This is a genomic window from Agilicoccus flavus (assembly GCF_014857905.1).
In the GTDB taxonomy this organism is placed as follows: Bacteria; Actinomycetota; Actinomycetes; order Actinomycetales; family Dermatophilaceae; genus Agilicoccus; species Agilicoccus flavus.
Map to the genome: position 1 here is coordinate 20,468 of NZ_JACYXE010000012.1, position 18,277 is coordinate 38,744.

At 73.5% G+C, this 18,277-nt stretch carries 17 protein-coding genes; 9 read left to right on the forward strand and 8 right to left on the reverse strand.

What is annotated here, in order from left to right:
• The first annotated feature begins 642 nt into the window (after positions 1-642).
• From rpmH to ICW24_RS16395, 8 genes are all read left to right on the forward strand, one after another.
• Positions 643-780 (forward strand): 50S ribosomal protein L34, encoded by a 138-nt coding sequence (gene rpmH, locus ICW24_RS16360; RefSeq protein WP_226346796.1) that lies wholly within the window; start codon positions 643-645, stop codon positions 778-780.
• Positions 781-795: 15 nt separating this feature from the next.
• Complete coding sequence (gene rnpA / locus ICW24_RS16365) at positions 796-1,170, forward strand: ribonuclease P protein component (protein ID WP_226346797.1); 375 nt, start codon at positions 796-798, stop codon at positions 1,168-1,170.
• Positions 1,167-1,535: a membrane protein insertion efficiency factor YidD gene (gene yidD, locus ICW24_RS16370; RefSeq protein ID WP_226346798.1), complete on the forward strand. Its 369-nt coding sequence runs from the start codon at positions 1,167-1,169 to the stop codon at positions 1,533-1,535. The genes rnpA and yidD overlap by 4 nt, the downstream gene beginning before the upstream one ends.
• 82 nt (positions 1,536-1,617) lie before the next feature.
• Positions 1,618-2,673, forward strand: a complete 1,056-nt coding sequence (yidC, locus tag ICW24_RS16375; RefSeq protein WP_226346799.1) for a membrane protein insertase YidC — start codon at positions 1,618-1,620, stop codon at positions 2,671-2,673.
• A gap of 80 nt (positions 2,674-2,753) precedes the next feature.
• Positions 2,754-3,302, forward strand: coding sequence for a Jag family protein (locus tag ICW24_RS16380; RefSeq protein ID WP_264176722.1), 549 nt, complete (start codon positions 2,754-2,756; stop codon positions 3,300-3,302).
• Between the two features lie 5 nt (positions 3,303-3,307).
• Entirely contained in the window at positions 3,308-4,030 is a 723-nt protein-coding gene (gene rsmG / locus ICW24_RS16385) for a 16S rRNA (guanine(527)-N(7))-methyltransferase RsmG (RefSeq protein WP_372360893.1), read from the forward strand.
• Between the two features lie 224 nt (positions 4,031-4,254).
• Entirely contained in the window at positions 4,255-5,355 is a 1,101-nt protein-coding gene (locus ICW24_RS16390; RefSeq protein WP_307781365.1) for a ParA family protein, read from the forward strand.
• A gap of 178 nt (positions 5,356-5,533) precedes the next feature.
• A complete protein-coding gene (locus ICW24_RS16395) occupies positions 5,534-6,631 on the forward strand; it encodes a ParB/RepB/Spo0J family partition protein (RefSeq protein ID WP_226346800.1) in 1,098 nt (365 codons plus the stop codon).
• Positions 6,632-6,807: 176 nt separating this feature from the next.
• Here the strand turns inward: ICW24_RS16395 and trxA are convergent, their stop codons facing one another.
• From trxA to ICW24_RS16435, 8 genes are all read right to left on the reverse strand, one after another.
• Positions 6,808-7,131: a thioredoxin gene (trxA, locus tag ICW24_RS16400; protein WP_226346801.1), complete on the reverse strand. Its 324-nt coding sequence runs from the start codon at positions 7,129-7,131 to the stop codon at positions 6,808-6,810.
• Positions 7,132-7,172: 41 nt separating this feature from the next.
• Positions 7,173-8,153, reverse strand: coding sequence for a thioredoxin-disulfide reductase (gene trxB, locus ICW24_RS16405; RefSeq protein WP_226346802.1), 981 nt, complete (start codon positions 8,151-8,153; stop codon positions 7,173-7,175).
• Between the two features lie 232 nt (positions 8,154-8,385).
• Positions 8,386-9,048: an RsmA family anti-sigma factor gene (locus ICW24_RS16410; protein WP_226346803.1), complete on the reverse strand. Its 663-nt coding sequence runs from the start codon at positions 9,046-9,048 to the stop codon at positions 8,386-8,388.
• Positions 9,049-9,261: 213 nt separating this feature from the next.
• Positions 9,262-9,819 carry an RNA polymerase sigma factor SigM gene (sigM, locus tag ICW24_RS16415; protein WP_226346804.1) on the reverse strand — a complete coding sequence of 186 codons (558 nt, stop codon included), beginning with the start codon at positions 9,817-9,819 and terminating at the stop codon, positions 9,262-9,264.
• Positions 9,819-11,498, reverse strand: coding sequence for a protein kinase family protein (locus ICW24_RS16420; protein WP_226346805.1), 1,680 nt, complete (start codon positions 11,496-11,498; stop codon positions 9,819-9,821). The genes sigM and ICW24_RS16420 overlap by 1 nt, the downstream gene beginning before the upstream one ends.
• Before the next feature lie 70 nt (positions 11,499-11,568).
• Entirely contained in the window at positions 11,569-13,194 is a 1,626-nt protein-coding gene (gene murJ, locus ICW24_RS16425; RefSeq protein WP_226346806.1) for a murein biosynthesis integral membrane protein MurJ, read from the reverse strand.
• Positions 13,191-15,602 carry a DUF6049 family protein gene (locus ICW24_RS16430; RefSeq protein WP_226346807.1) on the reverse strand — a complete coding sequence of 804 codons (2,412 nt, stop codon included), beginning with the start codon at positions 15,600-15,602 and terminating at the stop codon, positions 13,191-13,193. Before ICW24_RS16430 ends, murJ begins: the two co-directional genes overlap by 4 nt.
• A complete protein-coding gene (locus ICW24_RS16435) occupies positions 15,599-16,081 on the reverse strand; it encodes an NUDIX domain-containing protein (RefSeq protein ID WP_226346808.1) in 483 nt (160 codons plus the stop codon). The genes ICW24_RS16430 and ICW24_RS16435 overlap by 4 nt, the downstream gene beginning before the upstream one ends.
• 101 nt (positions 16,082-16,182) lie before the next feature.
• Between ICW24_RS16435 and ICW24_RS16440 the strand changes: the two genes are divergently transcribed.
• Positions 16,183-17,664 carry a CCA tRNA nucleotidyltransferase gene (locus ICW24_RS16440; protein ID WP_226346809.1) on the forward strand — a complete coding sequence of 494 codons (1,482 nt, stop codon included), beginning with the start codon at positions 16,183-16,185 and terminating at the stop codon, positions 17,662-17,664.
• The last annotated feature ends 613 nt before the right edge of the window (positions 17,665-18,277 follow it).

Genomic DNA, 18,277 nt, shown 5'->3' on the forward strand with positions numbered 1-18,277 from the left:
ACCGTACGCGTCCGCGACGACCCACGACGGGTCGACCTGCGCTTCATCGGCACGTCCGACCTGGCGCCGCCGTCCCCCGACGGCCCGGATTCGTTGTCCCCCAGGGACGTTGCCTCGACGAACGCTAGCAACCGAATCGCGCCTCGGCAAGAGTGCGTCGGGCCCGGTCGTTGCGACCCGCCACGGGTGCGTCCGGACGTATGTCCCAGCCCGACGGGTCCACGGGCGACGTCGCCACGGCGCCGGTCCGGGACCGCCCCACGGCCCGGGCCGGGCCACGCGTCGGGACGCGTTTCGCCGCCCGATCGAGGATCGGACCTCGCGGTCGACCCCATCGGATACCCCCGGCGCGGGTCCCCGCCCCCGGGCCGGGGGTGTGGCAGGCTCGACGACCCGGAGGCGGTCCGAAGGTTTGACCCGCTCTCGCGTGCTGCCGTACCGTGAACCCTTGGCCTCTTCGACGGCCGCACTCGCCTGCCCGGAACCGGGTGGCCCAGTCGCTCGATCGTCCCGTTCGCCCGGAGTTCGTCTCCGTGCCGTCGCGGGACGCCGTTCGGACCAGGTGTCGCGGGAGCCGTCGGGCGGCGTCGTTCAGCACAAGTCTTGCGCGGGCTGGTGGTCCGTGCGGTAACGGAGTTCATCGTGAGCAAGCGCACCTTCCAGCCCAACAACCGTCGTCGCGCGCGCGTGCACGGCTTCCGTCTGCGGATGTCGACCCGCGCCGGCCGCGCCATCCTCGCGGGTCGTCGCCGCAAGGGCCGCGAGAAGCTGTCGGCCTGAGCCGGCATCGACGCCGTGCTGCCGTCGCGGCATCGTCTGCGTGAGTCGTCCGAGTTCCGGGCGGCCTCGCGCGGGCCGCGGGCGGCCGGCCGGCTCATGGTCGTGCACCTGAAGACCACCGACGCGGACCACCCGGCCCGCGTCGGTTTCGTCGTGTCCAAGGCCGTCGGCAACGCCGTCGTCCGGAACCGGACCAAGCGTCGCCTCCGCGCGCTCATGACCCGCCACGTCGACGCCGTCCCGTCGGGTGCGCTCCTCGTCGTGCGGGCCCGGCCCGCCGCGGCCCGGGCGCAGTTCGACGAGCTCGCGACCGAGGCCTCCGCGCTGCTCACGAAGGTCACGCGGCGCCGGGGCGGCGACCGCCCTCGCGCGGCCGGGGACGGACGATGAGCGCCGCCCCCGGGCGCCGCACCGGCGAGGACGAGCTCACCGGGCCGTGGCGCTGGGTGGCCTGGCCGCTCGAGTTCCTCGTCCGCATCTACCAGCTCTTCATCTCGCCGATCCTGCCCCCGTCGTGCCGCTTCTACCCGAGCTGTTCGGCGTACTCGCTGACGGCGCTGCGCCGTTTCGGGCCGCTGTGGGGGACGTGGCTGACCATCGCGCGCCTCGCGCGGTGCCATCCGTGGAACCCCGGCGGGGTCGACCACGTTCCACGCCGTGGACCGGGCGGAGCCCCGGTGCGCCATGATGATGGTGGACGATCGCCCGAGAGCGACGCGGCGCCGCGCGACGGCGCGAGTGGGACGCGGCCCTAGGCCGCCAGTACGTATTCGACACGGGTGCCGGCGGAGCCGGGCCGACGACGGGTCACCGACCTGCACGAGATGAAGGAATCACATGGCCGAGCGGTCGTTCTGGGAACAACTCCTGTGGCCACTGGAGTGGTTCGTCGAGTGGGTCCTCGTGGCCTTCCACTCGGCGTTCGAGACGATCGGGATGTCGCCGACCTCGGGGTGGACCTGGGCGGCGTCGATCGCCGGTCTCGTCGTCGTGCTCCGGATCCTGCTCATCCCGCTCTTCGTCAAGCAGATCCAGTCGTCCCGGAGGATGCAGCTCATCCAGCCGGAGATGCAGAAGATCCAGAAGAAGTACAAGGGCAAGACCGATCCGGAGTCCCGGCAGGCGATGAGCCAGGAGACGATGGACCTGTACAAGCGGACGGGCACCAACCCGTTCAGCTCGTGCATGCCGATCCTCATCCAGTCGCCGTTCTTCTTCGCCCTCTTCTCGGTGCTCAACAACCTCGGCCGGGTGGCCAACGGGCAGCGTCCCTCCGCGGGCCCCCTCGGGCAGACCCTCGCGCAGCAGGCGGAGAGCTCGCAGCTGTTCGGCGCGACGTTGAGCTCCACGTTCCTCTACTCCGGTTCGTGGTCGGCCAAGGCCGTCACCGTGGTGCTCATCATCCTCATGTCGGCCACGACGTTCATGACCCAGCACCAGCTCATGCGGCGAAACATGCCGGCGGCCGCCCTCGAAGGGCCCTTCGCGCAGCAGCAGAAGATCATGCTGTACCTGTTCCCGATCATCTTCGCCGTGTCCGGCGTCAACTTCCCGATCGGTGTCCTCATCTACTGGTTCATCACGAACTTGTGGTCGATGGGGCAGCAGTTCTACGTCATCCGACGGATGCCGGCCCCCGGGTCGCCCGCCGAGAAGGCCATGGAGGAGCGTCGCCGCCGCAGCGGCAAGGCGCACACGAAGTTCTCCCTGCCCGGCCTGCACTCCTCCTCGGAGGAGGAGAACACCGACACGCACGGCAGTTCCAGCCTCGCCTCCCGTGCGGTCGAGGGCCGCGACACCGGGCGTATCCCCGACGGCCCGCCCGGGGCGGCCGACACCCGGGCGAGCGGGCAGCGGCAGCAGCCGCGCCGGGCCAAGAAACGGAAGCGGTGATCCCGGGCGCTTTCGGCCCGGATCGACGTGACGACGAGCTCCCGGGAGGTGTCGGCCTCCCCCCGAACGAAGGATCGCGCATGAACGACATCCACGAGTCCGCCTCGACCGTGGCCTCCGCGCCCGAGGGCGACGAGAGCGCGCCCACCCGGCGCGACCGCACCGCGCAGCTGGAGCGCGAGGGCGAGGTGGCCGCCGACTTCCTCGAGCGCCTGCTCGACATCGCGGACCTCGACGGGGACATCGACGTCGACATCGACGGGGACCGGGCCGCCGTGGCCATCGTGGACTCCGACGAGGGCCGCGTCCCCCGTCGGCTCGTCGGGGCCGACGGCGAGGTGCTCGAGGCGCTCCAGGAACTTACCCGGATGGCGGTCCAGGCCGACACGGGCGAGCGGAGCCGCCTCATGCTCGACGTCGCCGGTCACCGCGCCCAGCGCCGCGAGACCCTCGTCACGCAGGCCAAGGAGGCCGTCGCCACGGTGCGCGAGACGGGTGAGTCGCTGTCGCTGGAGCCGATGTCGGCGTTCGAGCGCAAGGTCGTCCACGACGAGGTCCTCGCCGCCGGACTGACGTCGGAGTCCGAGGGCGTCGAACCGCGCCGGCACGTCGTCGTCCTCCCCTCCTGACCCGGGTGAGCGACTCCGGATCGGCCGCCGTCCCGCCGGACCTCAGCGCCGTCATCGAACAGATGTTCGGATACGAGGGGGGGGTCGCCGAGAACTACGCCGCCATCCTCGCGTCCACCGGAGTGGATCACGGCCTGGTCGGCCCGCGCGAGGTGCCCCGGCTCTGGGAGCGTCACCTGCTCAACTGCGCTGTCGCGGCGGAGGCCGTCCCGACCGGCGTCCGAGTGGCCGATGTCGGTTCCGGGGCCGGCCTGCCGGGGCTCGTGTGGGCCATCGCCCGTCCCGACCTCGACATGCATCTCGTCGAGCCGCTGCTCCGGCGCACCCGGTGGCTCGAGGCGACCGTGGGTGAGCTGGGCCTGACGAACGTGACCATCCACCGCGGCAGGGCGGAGGCCTTCGCCGGCGAGCTGGAGGTCGAGGTCGTGACGGCCCGAGCGGTGGCGCGGCTCGAGGAGCTCGCGCGGTGGTGCCTCCCCCTGCTCGTGCCCGGGGGCGAACTTCTCGCTCTGAAGGGGGCGTCCGCCGCGACGGAGCTCGACGAGGCGAGGCCGGAGTTGGAGCGCCTGGGGGCCGTCGGTGCCGAGGTCAGGGAGTACGGCGTCGGGACCCTGGACCCCCCGACGCGCGTCGTCCACGTCCGGTTGGGCCGGACTCCACCGAGCCCGCCCCGGGGCGGCTCACCGAAGCGCCGACCGCGCCGTTCGGGTCCGTCGCGGCGGCGGTGAGGGCCGGACCCCTCGCGGCGACTACGGTGGTCCCGGAGATCGAACGACGAGGAGTCACCATCATCGTGAAGAACCGGACGACACCGGGATCCGCACTTGGCTGGCCGGAACCCCACCCGCCGCGGCCGGCGACGAACCGGCTCGGTTGGCCCGATGCGGAGGATGCCGGTGGGGCGCCGGCGGACGGGCGTGTTCCACGTGAAACGGACTCACCGACGGAGGCCGTGGCGCCCACGCGTTCCGATGCCGCCGAGTCGGTCAGCGCTGAGGTCGGCGCGGCCCGCGCCGACGACACCGGGGTGCGCGAGGAGACGGAGGCCGCGGTCGCGACGCTCGCGTCGGAGACGGGTGACCGCCTCGTGACGCCGGAGCCGGCCGCACCGGAGGGCGAGCGGTCTCCTCCGCTCACCGACGAGCCGGACGCCGGCGGAGACGCCGCCACCGCGGCCGACACCGAGCCCGTCGGTTCCGCGGCGCCTTCGGCGCCGTCCTCCGTGACGCGCTTGCGACCCACGGAGACGATGGCTCGGCCGGAACGTACCCGCGTCATCACCATCGCCAACCAGAAGGGCGGCGTCGGGAAGACGACGACGGCCGTGAACCTCGCGGCCGGTCTGGCCCAGGGCGGCCTCTCAGTGCTCGTCATCGACACCGATCCGCAGGGGAACGCCAGCACCGCCCTGGGCATCGAACACCACTCCGACGTGCCGAGCGTGTACGACGTCCTCGTGGAGGACACGCCGTTGGCCGAGGTGATCCAGGCGTGCCCCGACATCGAGGGCCTGTCGTGTGTGCCGGCGACGATCGAGCTCGCGGGAGCAGAGATCGAGCTCGTGTCGTTTGTCGCGCGGGAGACGCGCCTGCAGCGGGCCATCCGGGCGTATCTCGACCACTGCGTCGCCACCGGGACCGCCGCGCCCGACTACGTCCTCGTGGACTGCCCGCCGAGCCTCGGCCTGCTGACGATCAACGCGTTCGTCGCGGGCAGCGAGGTTCTCATCCCCATCCAGTGCGAGTACTACGCGCTGGAAGGGTTGTCGATGCTGCTGCGCAACATCGAGATGATCCAGCGCCACCTCAACCCGAGCCTGCACGTCTCGACGATCCTGCTGACCATGTACGACGCCCGCACCCGCCTCTCGTCCCAGGTGGCGAGCGAGGTGCGGGAGCACTTCCCGGACCAGGTCCTCAAGGCCACGGTGCCGCGCTCGGTGCGCATCTCGGAGGCGCCGAGCCACGGCCAGACCGTGCTCACGTACGACCCGGTGAGCTCCGGGGCGTTGTCCTACCTGGACGCGGCGCGGGAGCTGGCCTCGCGCGCCTGACCGCTCCGACGCGAGGCGCGACCTCTCATGTCGCAGCTCCGATTCGGTGTCGTCCACCGGACGTCACGTTTCACGGGAAACGAGGCAGGGACGGTGGCCCGGGGCGTCCTGTCGGAGCGATGTCGCACCGGCGGCTAGGCTCGACCGTCGGAACGCCTGTACGACGAGAGGACTGCACGTGGCGGAGAAGCGTCGAGGGCTGGGCCGAGGGCTGGGCGCCCTCATCCCCACCGAACCCGGGCGAGCGGGCCTGACCGCCCATCCCACGGACATCTTCTTCCGGGAGCGCCCCCCGCTGGGTGGACCGGACGCCGATCGAACCGCGCCGGCGGCCCCGGTTCCGGACCTCGACGGGTCCACGTCGACGGACGACGGGTCCGTCGCGGAGCGCGTCCAGACCGGCCTGGCCGACGTCCCGGGAGCGACGTTCGCCGACCTGCCCCTCGATGCCGTCATGCCGAACGCCCGCCAACCGCGGACCGTGTTCGACGAGGACGAACTGGCGGAACTCGTGCACAGCATCCGCGAGATCGGAGTGCTGCAGCCCATCGTCGTGCGCCCGCTCGGCGAGGACGGCGCCGGGTCCGCCGCCGGGTTGGCCGACGGCACCGAGGGTGCGCGCTACGAGATCGTCATGGGCGAGCGCCGGTGGCGCGCGTCCCGGGCCGCCGGCCAGGCGACGATCCCCGCCATCGTGCGGCGCACCGGTGACGACGACATGCTGCGCGACGCGTTGCTGGAGAATCTCCATCGCAGCCAACTCAACCCGCTCGAGGAGGCGGCCGCCTACCAGCAGCTGCTGGAGGACTTCGGGTGCACCCACGAGGAGTTGGCGAGTCGGATCGGTCGATCCCGCCCGCAGATCACGAACATCATCCGGCTGCTGCGGCTTCCACCCCTCGTCGCCCGGCGGGTGGCCGCCGGCGTGCTGTCGGCCGGGCACGCCCGTGCCCTGCTGGGCCTGCCCGACGCCGCCGCCATGGAGCGGCTCGCACAGCGGATCGTCGCCGAGGGACTCTCGGTGCGCAGCGTCGAGGAGATCGTGGCTCTCGGGGGTGACGAGTCGGCCCCGACGCGTCGGCGCCGGAGCGGACCGACGCGCGTCCCGGAACTCGACGACCTGGCGGCCCGTCTGGCCGATCGCCTCGACACCCGGGTGAGCATCGCCATGGGACGGAGCAAGGGGAAGATGACCGTCGAGTTCGCGTCCGTGGACGATCTCAACCGGATCCTCGCGACCATCGCGGACGAGGGCGCATCCTCGACCGCGAGCTGATGGCCACGGGAGGCCACACAGGTCTCGACCCCCGGTCGGCTGCTGTTTCACGGGAAACACATCGCGTCCCCGGCTGCAGTCGCGAAGACCTACGACTCACGCGGCAATGGCCGAGACCGACTGCCCGACGACGAAGGCCCCCGCCGTAGCGGGGGCCTTCGTCGTGCGGGGTGAGATCAACCGAGGAAGTCCTCGAGCTCACGCGTGAGGCGCGGCTTGGGCTGGGCGCCCATGATCGACTTGACGACCTCGCCGCCGGAGTAGACGTTCATCGTCGGAATGCTCGTGATGCCGTACTTGGCGGCCGTCGCCGGGTTCTCGTCGATGTTGAGCTTGACGAACTTCAGGGACGTCGACGAGGCGGACAGCTCTTCGAGGATCGGGCCGACGGCCTTGCAGGGGCCGCACCAGGGGGCCCAGAAGTCGACGAGGACGGGCTGGTCGCTGGAGAGGACGTCCGCAGCGAACGTCGCGTCGGTGGTCTCGGGAAGTGATGCCATGAGAGCGGTTCCTTTCGGTGGGAAGGTGGTTGAGGTGGGTCTCAGTGGACGGCGATGAGCGCCTCGGCCGGCTCCGGCTCGCCGGCCTCGTCGCGGGCGGCGAGGTAGCGCTCGGCGTCCAGCGCGGCCGCGCAGCCGGACCCCGCGGCGGTGATGGCCTGCCGGTACGTGTGGTCGACGAGGTCACCGCAGGCGAAGACGCCCGGGAGGTTGGTCCGCGTCGAGCCGTGCTGGGTGAGGACGTAACCCTCGGCGTCGAGGTCGACGACGCCTCGGACGAGCTCGTTGCGCGGGTCGTGGCCGATGGCGACGAAGACGCCGGTGACGTCGAGGGGGCGGCTCTCGCCGGTGACGGTGTCGGTGAGGGTCACCCCGGTCACCTTGCCTTCGCCGTGCACCTCGGACACCGTGCTGTTCCACGCGAAACGGATCTTGTCGTTCCCCAGGGCGCGCTCGGCCATGATCTTGCTCGCCCGGAGGGCGTCCCGGCGGTGGACGATCGTCACCGATCGCGCGAACTTGGTGAGGAAGGTCGCCTCCTCGACGGCGGAGTCACCCCCGCCGACGACGGCGATGTCCTGGCCGCGGAAGAAGAACCCGTCGCACGTGGCGCACCAGGAGACGCCGCGGCCGCTGAACTCCTTCTCGCCCGGCACGCCCAGCTCGCGGTAGGCGGAGCCCATCGCGAGCACCACGGCGTGGGCGCGATAGGTGCGTCCGGATCCGTCGACCACGGTCTTGACCGGCCCGGCGAGGTCGACCTCGGTGACGTCGTCGGCGATGAGCTCCGCGCCGAAGCGCTCCGCCTGGGCGCGCATGTTGTCCATGAGGTCGGGGCCCATGATCCCGTCGCGGAAGCCGGGGAAGTTCTCGACCTCGGTCGTGTTCATGAGCGCCCCGCCGGCCGTGACCGACCCGGTGAGAACGACCGGGGCGAGGTTGGCTCGCGCGGCGTACACGGCCGCCGTGTACCCGGCCGGACCCGATCCGATGATGATGAGCTCACGGATGTCGTCCGCCACGAGATGTCCCTTCGTCGAGATGCAGATGCGGCGCTGTGCCGCGTTCACCCTGCCCAACGCCTGCCGGAAGAACGTGATTCCCGCCGCGTGCTGCACGGACGTCCCCGCCGCCCCGTTATCGAACGATGCATGGTCAACATGCAGGCGATACGCTAAGTTTCGTACGTACGAGCGGTATCCGAGGCCGGTGTGGTCGCAGCGAGGACGGCGGCCACGGTTCCGACGGACGACCTCAGCGAACCTCGACGGGCCCCGCGAGGACGCGGGAGTCGCCGCCGCCGCAGGAGCGGGTGACGACGCGCGCCTGGAGGCGCTCGCCGCTGCGTGTGACGATGACCGTGGCGGGCTGCTTCTCGTACGTGGCGATGTCGATCGTCACCTCGCTCACGCGACCGAGGTCGAGGTCGGCGAGGCAGCTCGACACCCCGGCGGGGCTCGCCAGGGGGCCGATCCCGACGGCGCCGGCGGTGAGCGGTGCCGGGGCCTGGTGGGGGCGGCGGTGCAGGGCGGCCGCCTGACCGGCCAGGCCGGCGGCGGTGTACGCCGTGCCGGAGATCTCGACGGCGGGCGCCGGGGCGGAGCGGGAGACGAGTGGGCTCGTCAGGGCGGCGACGACCTCGGGAGGCCCGGCCGACTGGAGGGCGTTGACCCCGACGATGCCGGCGACGGCGGCGGCAGCCGACGCTCCGGCCAGGCCGAGCACGAAGCGGCGCGAGGGCGGGGTGCGATCGACGACCGGCAGGGCATGGACGGTGGCACCCCCGGTGGCGTGGCGCTCTTGGTCCAGCCGGGCGGCGATCCGGGCCACGAGGTCGGGCGGCATGGGCCCGGGATCCCGGAGATCGGCGAGCAGGGCGCGCACGGCGTCGTCATCGCGGTGTGGGGAATGACTCAACGGACTCACACCTCTTCTGCCGGTCTCGGTCGGCCTCGGACGGTTGGGCGGCGACCGCGTGGGTCACCGGGGGTAGGACGCCCGGGGCGCGGCCCCGGTTCCACGTGAATCATCAGGGCCCGGCGACGCCCTGACCCCTCCAGGGGCGTCTGACCAGCGCCGTCGACACCGCAGCAAAGGGCGGGTCATCGCCCGGTGGGCTCCAGGGCTCCGTTACGGGTCGGCGGTGCCGTGTCCCACGAGGAGCGGGGCCAGGGCGGCCCGTCCCCGGGAGCAGCGCGATTTCACCGTGCCCTCGGCGACCCCGAGGATTTGGGCCGCCTCGGCCACGGGGTACCCGTGCATGTCGACGAGGACGAGAGCGAGTCGCTGGGCCTCCGGCAGGGTCGCGAGAGCCTCCTGCACGTCGAGGCGGGCCTCCACGGACGCGGGGCGGTCGCGGGGCTCGGCGAGGACCGCGGCGTGGTCGTCGGGGAGTTCGCTCGTGGGTCGACGCCGACGGATGCGGTCGAGGCAGGCGTTGACCACAATGCGGTGGAGCCAGGTCGTCACCGCGGACCGGCCCGAGAAGGTGTGGGCGCGCCGGAACGCGGAGACGAACGCGTCCTGGACGGCGTCGGCCGCCAGCTCCGGATCCCCCGTCGTCCGCAGGGCCACGGCCCACATGCGGTCTCGGTGACGCCGGAACAGCTCACCGAACGCCTCGGGATCTCCGCCGACGTGATCGGCCAGGAGATCCTCGTCGGTGCGGCCGGCGAAGGGGTCGGGCATCAGGAGACGGCGGCCTCGACGAGATTGGCGCGGTACCGGTTCTCCTGCTCCGCGGTCTTCGTCACCCAGACGATGACGTACCGGGCGCCCTGGATCGGGGCCTTCGCGGTGACGGCGACCTTGCCCGAGGCGTCGGCCGCCGTCCCGACGAGGCCGTCGGCGGTGATCCGGCGCGCGTCGCCCGCGTACACCGACACCGTCTGCTCGACGTCGCCGAGATCGAGGTCGACCTTGCGCACGGTGCTGCCGGCGGGGAGCGTCAGCAGGACGCCGATCCCCTTCTTGCCGCCGTCGCCGAAGGGCTGCTTGTAGCCCTCGGACGTCCACCTCGTGTCGGTCTTTCCGTCGATGACGCGGGCGGCCCGCCCGTTGTTCTCGGACCCGTTGCCCTCGGGGTCGAAGCCGGTCGCGGACGCGATCTTCACCGGGGCCGCGGCCGCCCGGGCGGCGGACCGGGTCGCGCTCGACGACGGTGCGGCGGTCCGGGACCCGGGGGTCGCCGTCGGGCTCGGTGAGCCGGACCGAGCCGGAGCGGTGAACGCCCCCTTGATCGTCGGGATCGCGAACGCCATCGCGAGCACGATGATCGCGGCGACGATGGCGATGACGAGCTTGGCGTAGCGACCCTCCACGGCCGGCTCGGCCGCGATGAGCGGGGCCGGCGCCGGCAGCGGGTCGTGCCGCTGCCGCTCGAGGGCCTCGGGCAGGTTGAGGAAACCGGGGTCGTTGCGGCGCTCCTCGAGCCGCGCCCGAGTCTGCGCGGCCCGGGCGGCGCGGTGCTCCCGGTGCTTGTCGGCGACCCGGGCGAGGGGGGCGGCCGCGGCCCGCCCCGCCCCGCTCGGCGCGGCGGCGAGCTGCCGGGTGCGCTCGGTGACGACCGGCCGGTCGGTGGCCCCGGCGCGGGGTGCGACGTGGTCGACGCGGGTGGACGACCAGGGCGCGATGCGGTCGGTCAGCTCGGCGGGGGTGCGGGGTCCACCGTCGTGGTTGAGGGTGACGCGGGCGAGGGCGTCGAGGTCGGGCGGCACGTTCGTCGCGATCTCCGACGGCGCGGCGACCCCGCCGACGATGCGCGGCGCCGGCGCCACTCCCGGCACGGGCTCGCGGCCCGGCCAGCGGGTGGTCATGACGGCGTACATGAGGGCCACCGTGGCCGCCGTGTCGAGCCGGGCGGCGGTGGCCGCGTCGGGCTCAGCGCCGCCCTCGAAGGCGGCGGCCGTCGCGAGGCCGGCGATCTTGACGAGCCCGCCGTCGGTGCGCCGCACCGAGTGGGGCGTCACGTGCAGGTGGTGCAGGCCGCGCCGGGCGGCCACGTCGAGCGCTCCCGCGACCTCGCCGGCGATGCGGCGCGCCTCCTCGGCCGGCAACGGGCCCCGCGAGATGAGGTCGGCGAGGCTCGTCGACTCCGAGAGCGACTCCTCGACGAGCCAGCTGACGTCGCCACGCGTGCCCACGTCGAGGACGCGGATGAGGCGGTGGTCGTTGATCGCCGCGCTGCGGCGGGCCGCGTCGAGCACCACCTGGGCCTGCGGGTGCGACGTCGGGAACACCGTCACCGACACCTCGCGCCCAAGCGTGTTGTCGGTGGCCCGCCAGACCTCGACGTCGCCGCGCCACGCGCGGCGTTCCGCGAGGGCATAACGGTTCGAGATCAGTCGTCCGGCCCCTACCCCTTGCACCAGAACTCCCGTCCTCACGGCCTATCGGCGACCCCCCGGGCACGTTCCTGCACCCACGACCTCGCCCAGTTTATGCGGATCGCGCGCCGGAGCGGTTCGCGCCTCGCAGGCGTCGCAGGACGGGATCGAGAACCTCGTCGAGCTCCCGCACGCGCATCCGCCGTGCGACGACGATGAACAGGCCGACGAAGACGACCCCGCCGAGGACGAGCGCGACGGCCAGCGCGAGGGTGCCCGGCAGCACGAGCTGGGCTCCGACGAAGATCCCGTAGGCGAGGGCGGCGGCCGGGAGCGAGGCGAGCGTCACGCGGACGTAGGTGCGGACCGTGGTGAACAGGCCGAGACGGCCGAGGCGCCGGCGCAGGAGGACCAGGGCGATCGCCGCCGCGACGACGTTGCTCAGGGCCTGCCCGCCGGCGACGCCCAGGGCCCGGTACTCCGAGGGAAGGGCGAGGCTGCCGAGAGCGGCGGCGACGGCGACGCCGGTGTTGACGATCTGGAGCCAGAACGGCGTCTTCGCGTCCTCGTAGGCGAAGAACGCGCGCTGCGTGACGTAGTAGACGGCGAAGGCCGGCAGGCCGACCATCATCGCCATCGCGAGGTACCCGATGGCGTCCGTCGTCTGCCGGGTGTTGCCGAGGAAGATGACGGCCGACAGACACGTCCCGAGGACGAGGGTGCCGATGGCGATCGGGACGGTGGCGATGCCGGTGAGCGTGAGTCCCTGCCGCACGCCGCCGCGCACGGCGTCGTCGTCGCCGGCCGCGGCGGCCCGGCTCATCGAGGTGAACAGCGCCGTGACCAGGGAGACGGTGATGAGCCCGTGCGGCGTCATGAAGAGGAGGAACGCCGAGTCGTAGGGCAGCTTGCCGGTGTCGCCCCGGACGACGGAGGTGAGCACCTTCGACTGGACGACGAGCCCGACCTGCGAGACGACGAGCGCCGCGAAGGTCCAGCCGGCCACCCGGCTCGCGCTGGCCAGACCCACCCCGCGGAAGCCCCACCGCGGGCGATAGCGGAACCCGGATCGGTACAGCGGCACGAGCAGGACGAGGGCCTGCACGGCGACCCCGAGCGTGAGAGAGCCGGAGAGCAGCCACACCATCTGGGTCGTGTAGGCGCCCGGGTCTCCGACGCCGGAGCCGTGTCGGGCGAGGAAGACGCCGAGGCCGACGATCCAGACGACGTTGCACAGGACCGGCGCCCACATGTACCAGCCGAACCGCTCCTGGGCGTTGAGCACCTGACCGAGGATCGTGTACAGGCCGTAGAAGAAGATCGCCGGCAGCGCGATGTACGCGAAGAGCACCGACAGGCCGAACTGGCTCGCGCCCCAGGAGTTGCTCGAGAAGAGCCGCACGAGCAGCGGGGCGGCGGGGACGCAGACGAGGGTGACGACGCCGATGCCGAGGAGCGCGAGGGTGAGCAACCGGTCGACGAACTCGCGGCCCCCGTCAGGGTCGCGGCTCGCCTTCGTGATCTGGGGAACCAGGACCGCGTTGAGGACGCCGCCCGCGAGGAGCAGGTAGATCGTGTTCGGCAGCGTGTTGGCCACGGCCCACGCGTCACCGGCGAGGGACCGGCCGAAGACCATCATGATCATCGACTGACGCACGACACCGAGGAGCCGGGAGACGAAGCTGCCGGCGGCCATCACCGCGCCGTGTCGTGCGAGTCGTCCGGTGGTCGTGGTCATTCGAGGTCGATCTCCTTGAGGTCCTCGGACGAGACCCGGGGCGAGCCGGCCCGCAGCGCACGGTAGATCCCGGCGACGAACACGACGCCGACGAGCCCTCCGAGCGCGAGCATGAGCCACCCGTTCGTGGGCTGCACCCGCACGCGGACGGGGGCATCGGTGCCGAGCCTAGTGCCCGACGGAGTCTCGACGTGCGTCGCGATCGGGACCACCCCGGCGGCCACGGCCTCGACGCGGAGGCGGACCGTGGTGCGGCTGCGGGGGCTGATCCGCAGCGGCCCGGTGGGGGCGGTGACGCGCAGCCGCGGGGGGCGGCCCTGCGGGGCGACGACGAGGTGGACGTCGTGGACCTCGACGTCGAGGTCGTTGACGACGGTCACCTGCAGGATCCCGCGGTCGGCGAAGAAGTTGATCGTGCTCGGCACCACGCTGACCCCGCTCGTCAGGGTGGAGAGCCGCTCGTCGACCGTGCGCTCCGCGGTCGTGAACTCGGGGCCGGCGCCGCGCCACCGGCTCGACAGGAGGCCGCGCAGCGTCGCGACGTCGGGTAGGAGCACGTCGGCCGTGGCGCCGGAGCGGCTCCCGGGCGCCGGCAGGACCTCGGCGAGGCCGGTGATCTCGCGGGCGGCCGCGGCGATGCGGGTGAGGTCGTCGGTCCCGACGGGCGACGGTCCGGGCGAGAGGGGGTCGACCGTCGCGCGGAGGTCGTTCACCTGGGGGGACGACGGTTCGCGGGCCGACGTGACGAGCTCGGCGGTGTTGCGCACCTCGAGCCAGGGGGCGGCGGCCACGGCCGACAGGAGGGTGGGCAGCGACCCGGGGGCCGGGTCGAGGTCACGCGGACCGGCCACGAGGGCGGCGCGGCGGCGGCCCGGTGACTCGGCGAGCAGGGTGACGGTCTCGGCGAGGAAACGCTGGGCGTCCTCGCCGGCCGTCGGGGCACCGTCGCCGTCGTCGCCACCGGCGGCGGCGGCGAGGGCGCTCGGGGAGCCGCCGACGCGAGCGAGGATCCGGCTGAGGGCATCGTCGTAGGCGAGCAGCGCGTGGCCCTGCGCCGTGTGCCGGGTGGCGGTGCCGGTGACGGCCGGATCGCCGTCGACCCCGCTCGACGGGGACAGGACGGCGGCCGGCCCGCTCGTCCCGAACGCCCTGCTCACCGGCCCGAGGTCGTCGCCGTCGAGGGGCCCGCCGACGGGCCAGGCGATCCGGGGCACCCCGAGGAGCCCGAGGGTCTGCGACAGGTCCGTCGAGCCGGACGCCCAGCGCGTGAGGATGTCGAGCCCCGTCGAGGACTGGGCGAGGGCGACGAGGTCGGGGTCACCGGGGGGCAGGGCCCACACGTCGCGGCCGCCGGCGAGTGCTCGCAGCCGGGCCGCGTACCGCGCCTGGGCGGCCGAGACGGGCTCGTCGGCGGCCGCCGCCTCCTGCGCCGCCGCGCCCGTGGGTGCAGCGGCCGGCTCGGAGGGGGAGGTCGACGGGGTGGGCGCCGCTGCGGTCGGGTTCGCTGCGGTCGGGTCGCCGCCCGCCTCGCTGCCGGCGGAAGCGGGGGCGGCCGGGTCGGCGGGCGCCTCGGCGGCGCCGACGACGCTCGGGTCGACGGCCCAGGCGATGGGCAGACCGGCGGTGGCGGCGGCGAGTCGGTCGAGGCGGGAAGCGGGACCGACGGCCCGCGTCCACGCCTGCGTGCGGTCGTCCCCGGTGGCGACGACGAGCTGCGGGTCGGGGTCGAGGGTCAGCGGGACCGCGAACGCGATCGAGAGCGGCTGGTACTCCTTGCGCACCTGGTACGGCAGGAAGGTCGCCTCGCGCATCGTGTCGGCCGCCCGGACGCCGGGCACCTCGACGGTCACGGGCAGGACGCCGAAGGCACGGTTCGTGCGCACGAGCCCGGCGGGGAGCGTGACGACGACGGGCGTGCGCGAGCCCGGGGCCAGGGTGCCGCGCAGCGGGACGGTCGCCGCGACGGGGTCGCCCGGCCGACCCGAGCCGGCCGCGAACTCGCGCACCTGGGTGCGCGAGCGCAGGGCGCCGGGCGAGCCGACGCGGACGGTGACCCGCCGGGGGGTGAGCGCCCTGGTCGTGGGGTTGACGACCTCGACGGTGACGCGCACGGGCGTGGTGGGCGTCGCGACGGCGGGGCTCACGGACGTCACCTGCACGTCGGGCCGGGTCTGCGCCGCCGCCGCTGCCCCCGCCGGCGCCGAGGAGGCCCGGTCGCTCGGGAGTCCGCCGGCCCCGCCGGCCGCCACGACCGGCGACCCGGGCGCGCGCGCGACCACGTCGCCGGACGTCGCCGGTCCGGTCGCCGCGGCCGCGTCCGGTGCGGGGACGGTGGGCAGCAGCGCGAGCCCGGCGACGGCGGCCGCGGCGGCGCCCCGGCGGGCGGCCCACCGGCCTCGCGAGATCATGCGTCGCCGGCGAGCCGGTCCCACGCCATCTGGGCGATGCGCCGCTCGTTGGGGAAGGTGAGCCGCTCGTGGACCCGGTCGAGGGCGAACCACGCGACGTCGATGGCCTCGTGGTCGGGGTCCTTCTCGATCGTCAGGTAGCCGCCCGTGGCCTCGAGGAGGTAGTGGTGGACGATCTTGTGGATGCGCCGGTCGTGCGTCGAGAACCAGTAGTCGATGGTCCCGAGCGGGGTGAGGACGCGTCCCTGGATGCCCGTCTCTTCCTCGACCTCGCGCTCCGCGGTCTCGACGAGCGTCTCGTCGTTCTCCTGATGCCCCTTCGGCAGGCACCACTCGACCCGGCCGGCCCGGTTGCGACGGGCGATGACGGCGATGTGCGCGGCCCCCGCCTGGACGTCGACGACGATCCCCCCGGCCGACCTCTCGAGGACCGACGGCAGGCGCCGGAGGGGCCGGCCGCGCGGAGTCGTCGAGGTCATCCGGCCACTGTAACGAGGGCCGCCGGGACCGGGCCGGAGGCCGCGCGAGCCTCACCGTCCCCGGCGGCGGGTGCGGGAGTGCCCCAGTAGGCTTGAACACCGTGTCCGCCCCCCGTCGTCCGTCTCCGCCCGTGCTCGACGACCGCCCGCAGGCGGCCGTCGATCGGCTCGCCCCGGTGCTGCCCGTGCTCACCGAGCTGGGGTCGCGGTTCGCGGCCGCCGGGCACGAGCTCGCCCTCGTCGGCGGCCCCGTCCGGGACGCGTTCCTGGGCCGCGTCAGCGAGGACCTCGACCTGACGACGTCGGCCCGCCCGGAGGAGACCGAGCGGATCGTCGCCGGCTGGGCCGACGCGCACTGGGACATGGGCCGCGAGTTCGGCACGATCGGGATGCGCCGCGGGCCGACCGTCGTCGAGATCACGACCTACCGGGCCGACGCCTACGACGGCCGCACCCGCAAGCCCGTCGTCGCGTTCGGCGACGACCTGGTCGAGGACCTGCGGCGCCGCGACTTCACGGTCAACGCCATGGCGATGCGCCTGCCCGACCTCGAGCTCGTCGACCCCTACGGCGGCCTGGCCGACCTGCGCGAGCGGATGCTCCGCACCCCCGGTCCCGCCGCCGTGTCGTTCGCCGACGACCCCCTGCGGATGATGCGGGCGGCGCGGTTCGTCGCCCAGCTCGGGCTCACCCTCCACCCCGACGTCGACGTCGCCCTGCGCGCGGCGGCCCCGACCCTCGAGATCGTCTCGGCCGAGCGCATCCGCGTCGAGCTGTGCAAGCTGCTCCTCGCCCCGGACCCGCGCGACGGCCTCGGCGTGCTCGTCGACGCCGGCCTCGCCGACCTCATGCTCCCCGAGCTGCCCGGCATGAAGCTCGCCATCGACGAGCACCATCGCCACAAGGACGTCTACGAGCACTCGCTCACCGTCCTCGACCAGGCCATCGACCTCGAGGGACCGCCCGACGGGCCGCCCGAGTCGGTGCCCGGGCCCGACCTCGTCCTGCGGCTCGCGGCCCTGCTGCACGACATCGGCAAGCCGGCGACGCGGCGCTTCGAGCCCGGCGGGGGCGTGAGCTTCCACCACCACGAGGTGGTCGGCGCGAAGCTGACCCGCGCCCGGCTGCGGGCCCTGCGCTTCGACAAGGACACGATCAAGGCCGTCACGCGGCTCGTCGAGCTGCACCTGCGCTTCCACGGCTACGGCGACGGCGAGTGGACCGACTCGGCCGTGCGCCGGTACGTCACCGACGCCGGCGACCTGCTGCCGCGCCTGCACCGGCTCACCCGGGCCGACTGCACGACGCGCAACGTCCGCAAGGCGCAGCGCCTCTCCCGCGCCTACGACTCGCTCGAGGAGCGCATCGAGCGCCTCGCCGAGGCCGAGGAGCTCCAGGCGGTCCGCCCCGAGCTCGACGGGAATCGGATCGGCGAGGTGCTGGGCATCCCGCCCGGCCCGGTGCTCGGGCGCGCGTACAAGCATCTCCTCGCGGTGCGCCTGGACCGCGGACCGATCGGGCCGGACGCCGCGCGTGAGGAACTGCTCGCGTGGTGGGCGCAGCAGCCGGAGGCGCAGGCCTGACTCCGAGGCCAGGCGGGTCGCGCCGGGGGCGGGTCCGCCTTTCGTCGCCTGCGACGCTCGACCGAGGGCGGTTGTCTCGCCGGGCGTCGGGCGCCCAGGCTGGGCGGGTGCCCACCGCATCGCGCCCCTGGACCGTCCACCTGCTCGGCCACGACTACGAGCTCGAGGTCGACCCCTCGGCCCTCTCGGGTCACCGGGTTCGCCTGCGCTGCGACGGCGAGCCGGTGCACGACAAGAAGGAGTCGTCCGATCGGGTGACGGTCGCACTCGACGACGACCGGACGGTGAGCGTGCGGCTCACCTCGCTCGGGGCGGTGCGTCGGGCGACGGTGCGCGACGGCGACGTCGACCTCGACTTCGAGGCCCCGCCGGGAACGACGGCCGCCCGCCGGCAGGACTGGGGCCGCCGACATCCCGTCCTGTACGCCGTGCGGCACGTCGCCGGCAGCGGACTGGCGCTCGTCGCCGCCCTCGTCGGCATCGGCTGGCTGACGCGGCCGATCAAGGCCTGGCTCGAGCCCCGCGTCCCCGACGTCGACCTGCCCTCGATCGACCTACCCGACATCCCGTGGTCGCACGTCGACATCCGCCTGCCGCAGGTCGCGGCCCCCGA

Coding starts and splice junctions, on each gene's coding strand:
- yidD (WP_226346798.1), top strand. CDS start 1,167: ATGAGCGCCGCCCCCGGGCGCCGCACCGGCGAGGACGAGCTCACCGGG.
- yidC (WP_226346799.1), top strand. CDS start 1,618: ATGGCCGAGCGGTCGTTCTGGGAACAACTCCTGTGGCCACTGGAGTGG.
- ICW24_RS16380 (WP_264176722.1), top strand. CDS start 2,754: ATGAACGACATCCACGAGTCCGCCTCGACCGTGGCCTCCGCGCCCGAG.
- trxA (WP_226346801.1), bottom strand. CDS start 7,131: ATGGCATCACTTCCCGAGACCACCGACGCGACGTTCGCTGCGGACGTC.
- sigM (WP_226346804.1), bottom strand. CDS start 9,819: ATGCCCGACCCCTTCGCCGGCCGCACCGACGAGGATCTCCTGGCCGAT.
- murJ (WP_226346806.1), bottom strand. CDS start 13,194: ATGACCACGACCACCGGACGACTCGCACGACACGGCGCGGTGATGGCC.
- ICW24_RS16430 (WP_226346807.1), bottom strand. CDS start 15,602: ATGATCTCGCGAGGCCGGTGGGCCGCCCGCCGGGGCGCCGCCGCGGCC.
- ICW24_RS16435 (WP_226346808.1), bottom strand. CDS start 16,081: ATGACCTCGACGACTCCGCGCGGCCGGCCCCTCCGGCGCCTGCCGTCG.